A 2,693-nucleotide genomic window follows, 5' to 3' on the forward strand; every position below is an offset into this window, starting at 1 on the left:
CCGTCGGTCCGTCCGGCCGTCCGTCGGTCCGTCCGCCCGTCCGCCCGTCCGTCCGTCCGTCCGTCCGGCCGTCCGGACCGCCGTCCGGGAGCGCTGCCGGGACGCGGACCCGGGGCGCCGACCGGCGCGATCCACCTTCGTGACCGCCCTGTCGCCGGCGTCGTCCGGCGTCGTCCGGCGTCGGACGGGCGCCGTCGTCGCGGCTTTGCCATCTCTTTACAACCTGTTGCCGGGCTGCCTCGTCTCTTCGCTCGATCCGTCCACGGACCGACGAAAGAGAGCCATTCATGCGACTCATGCCCCGAACGGGCCTCGCCGCCCTGGCAGTTGCGAGCACGGCCCTGCTGGTGGGCGCGGCGCCCGCGCTCGCGGACGCGGGGACGCCGTCCCCCGTTCCCAGCACCCGCGCGAACCCGGCCCCGGCCGCGTCCGACACCGGCCCGACCAAGGCGCCCGAGGGCGCCAGCGCCCCGTCCGCCGCGCCGAGCCAGGTCGGCGTCGTGCCGAGGGGCGCGGCCGACACCGGCGTCGCCGAGCCGGCCTCCGAAGGCCACGGCACGCTGATCGGCGGCGGCGCGGCGGCCGCGTTCGCGGCGGCCGGCTCCGTCCTCTACGTCGTGCGGCGCCGGAGGGCGACCGGCGCATGAGCCCGCTCTCCAGGCGCGCCCCGGCGCTCGCGGCCCTGGCGGTGCTGCTGTTCACGGGCTGCACCGCCCATGGGACCGATCCGGCCGCGGCGCCCGGCGCGACCGCCCCGGCCGCCGCCGGCGGCTCGGGGTCTCCGTCCCCGGCCGCCCGGGCGGCGCGGCCCCTCGCGCGCTCGGCGCCGGTCGGGCTGCGGATCCCTGCCATCGGGGTGGACACCCCGGTCATGCGGCTGGGGCTGGCCGCCGACGGCACGGTGCAGGTGCCGCCCGTCGAGCGGCACGACCGGGCGGGGTGGTACGAGCACTCGCCGACGCCGGGACAGACCGGACCGTCGGTGATCCTCGCCCACGTCACGGTCGGCCGGTACGGGGACGGCGTGTTCCGGCGCCTCGACCGGCTGCACCAGGGCGACCGGATCGCGGTGCGCCTGGAGAACGGCACGACGGCCGGGTTCGCCGTCACCCGCGTGCGGACCGTCGACAAGGCGCGGTTCCCCACCGAGGAGGTCTACGGGAACGTGAACCGGCCGGAACTGCGTCTCATCACATGTGGCGGCCCGCGCACCGGCGACGGGTACCGCGACAACGTGATCGTCTTCGCCGCGCTCAGCGCCGGGTCCGCATCCGGTGACGCGTCGAGTACCGCGGGAGAACGTTGAAACGCCCACGCTCGCGCGAGAGGGCGGCGTCCGAACTGTTCGCCGCCCTCTACCCCCGCCTCGCCGGCTGGTGCCGCCGTCTCGTCGACGACGACGAGACGGCGCACGAGATCGCCTCGGAGGCGTTCACCCGGCTCTGGGCGCGCTGGACGACGGTGACCGAGCCGCAGGGCTTCCTCTTCGTCACCGCCGCCAACCTGGTCCGCGACCACTGGCGCAAGCTGGAGCGGGAACGCCGGGCGGTGCGGCGGGTCTCGGTCGAGGTCGCCGTCGCGCCGCCGGCCGAACAGGCCGACCCGTCGGTGCGGATGCTCGTGCAGTCGCTGCCCGACCGGCTGCGCGTGCCGATCCTGCTGCACTACTACGCTGACATGCCGATCCGGGAGGTGTCCGTGCTGACCGGGCGCAAGGAAGGAACCGTCAAGGCCGATCTGCACGCGGCCCGCGAACTGCTCCGCGTCCACCTGAGGAGAAGCCTTGATCACACCGGCTGACGACTTCGACGACGGCCCGGACCTGGACCCCGACGACCCCCTGACCGTCATCCTGCGGCCCCCCGCCGGCCACCTCGGCCCGCCCCCCGGCCGCTACCAGGAGATCCGCCGCGGCGCGGTCCGCCGCCGGGCGCTGCGCACCGCGGCCGGGGTGGGCGCGGCCTGCGCGGTCACCGTGCTCGCCGTCCTGCTGCCGCTGCGCCTGACGCACTCCGACGCGCCCGCGCGTCCGGGCGTGCCGCTCGCCCCGCCCCCGGCGACCGGCCCTCCCTCGACCGTCTCCACGCCGTCGCCCTCGTCGCCGGAGGCCGCCGACCCCCCTACCCGAGGGGCGGACACGGGGCGCGCCCCCGAGACTCCGACCCCCGTTGCTCGCACCGGCGCCGCTGCCCCGGACACGGACCACACCGTCGGCCCGGGCCCGACGCCGAGCCCGCAGGACACGCGGTCGGCCCAGCGCAGTGAGCCGTCGATCGCGCCGTCCGCGTCGAAGGCGCGCCGTTGAGGCCGATTCACGCACCGTAGCCGTCGCGGTCCGTTCGCTCCTGCCATGGAGTCCGCCCGGCGACCGGCTGGCCTCGGCCGTCTTCAGCCCCGGGGCCCGCTGCCGGCCACCGCGAGCAGCGACGGCGACATGTACCTGTGGAACGCCGAGACGGGCGAGTACCGGCGCGCGGCCCTGCACCGGCCGACCGGCCAATCCGGCAAGCTGTGGACGGCCGCGGCCCACGCGCCGCCCGCAGCTCGCGCCCGCCGGCGACGACCGCACGGTCCGCCCTCGGGGAGCCCGCACCGGCCGCGCGACCGCCGCCCTGACCGGCCACACCGGCCGGGTGCTGGCGGTCTCCTTCAGCCCCGACGGCTCGCTGCTGGCGAGCGGCGGCGAGGACGGC

Annotated in this window: 5 protein-coding genes; all 5 read left to right on the forward strand. The window is 77.1% G+C overall.

What is annotated here, in order from left to right; all coding sequences use genetic code 11:
* Nucleotides 1-296: 296 nt before the first annotated feature.
* A complete protein-coding gene (locus tag ACFVYK_RS35095; protein WP_389780808.1) occupies nt 297-647 on the forward strand; it encodes a sortase-dependent protein in 351 nt (116 codons plus the stop codon).
* Nucleotides 644-1,306, forward strand: a complete 663-nt coding sequence (locus ACFVYK_RS35100; protein WP_389780792.1) for a class F sortase — start codon at nt 644-646, stop codon at nt 1,304-1,306. Before ACFVYK_RS35095 ends, ACFVYK_RS35100 begins: the two co-directional genes overlap by 4 nt.
* Entirely contained in the window at nt 1,303-1,800 is a 498-nt protein-coding gene (locus ACFVYK_RS35105; RefSeq protein ID WP_389780793.1) for an RNA polymerase sigma factor, read from the forward strand. Before ACFVYK_RS35100 ends, ACFVYK_RS35105 begins: the two co-directional genes overlap by 4 nt.
* Complete coding sequence (locus ACFVYK_RS35110) at nt 1,784-2,305, forward strand: hypothetical protein (protein WP_389780794.1); 522 nt, start codon at nt 1,784-1,786, stop codon at nt 2,303-2,305. Before ACFVYK_RS35105 ends, ACFVYK_RS35110 begins: the two co-directional genes overlap by 17 nt.
* A partial coding sequence (locus tag ACFVYK_RS35115) for a WD40 repeat domain-containing protein (protein WP_389780809.1) occupies nt 2,262-2,693 on the forward strand: 432 nt, incomplete at its 3' end. The genes ACFVYK_RS35110 and ACFVYK_RS35115, both read left to right, overlap by 44 nt.

This window comes from Streptomyces sp. NPDC058291, assembly GCF_042880855.1.
Lineage (GTDB): Bacteria > Actinomycetota > Actinomycetes > Streptomycetales > Streptomycetaceae > Streptomyces.

Excerpts from the sequence above, each read along its gene's own strand:
- ACFVYK_RS35095 (WP_389780808.1), top strand. The coding sequence starts at position 297 with ATGCCCCGAACGGGCCTCGCCGCCCTGGCAGTTGCGAGCACGGCCCTG.
- ACFVYK_RS35100 (WP_389780792.1), top strand. The coding sequence starts at position 644 with ATGAGCCCGCTCTCCAGGCGCGCCCCGGCGCTCGCGGCCCTGGCGGTG.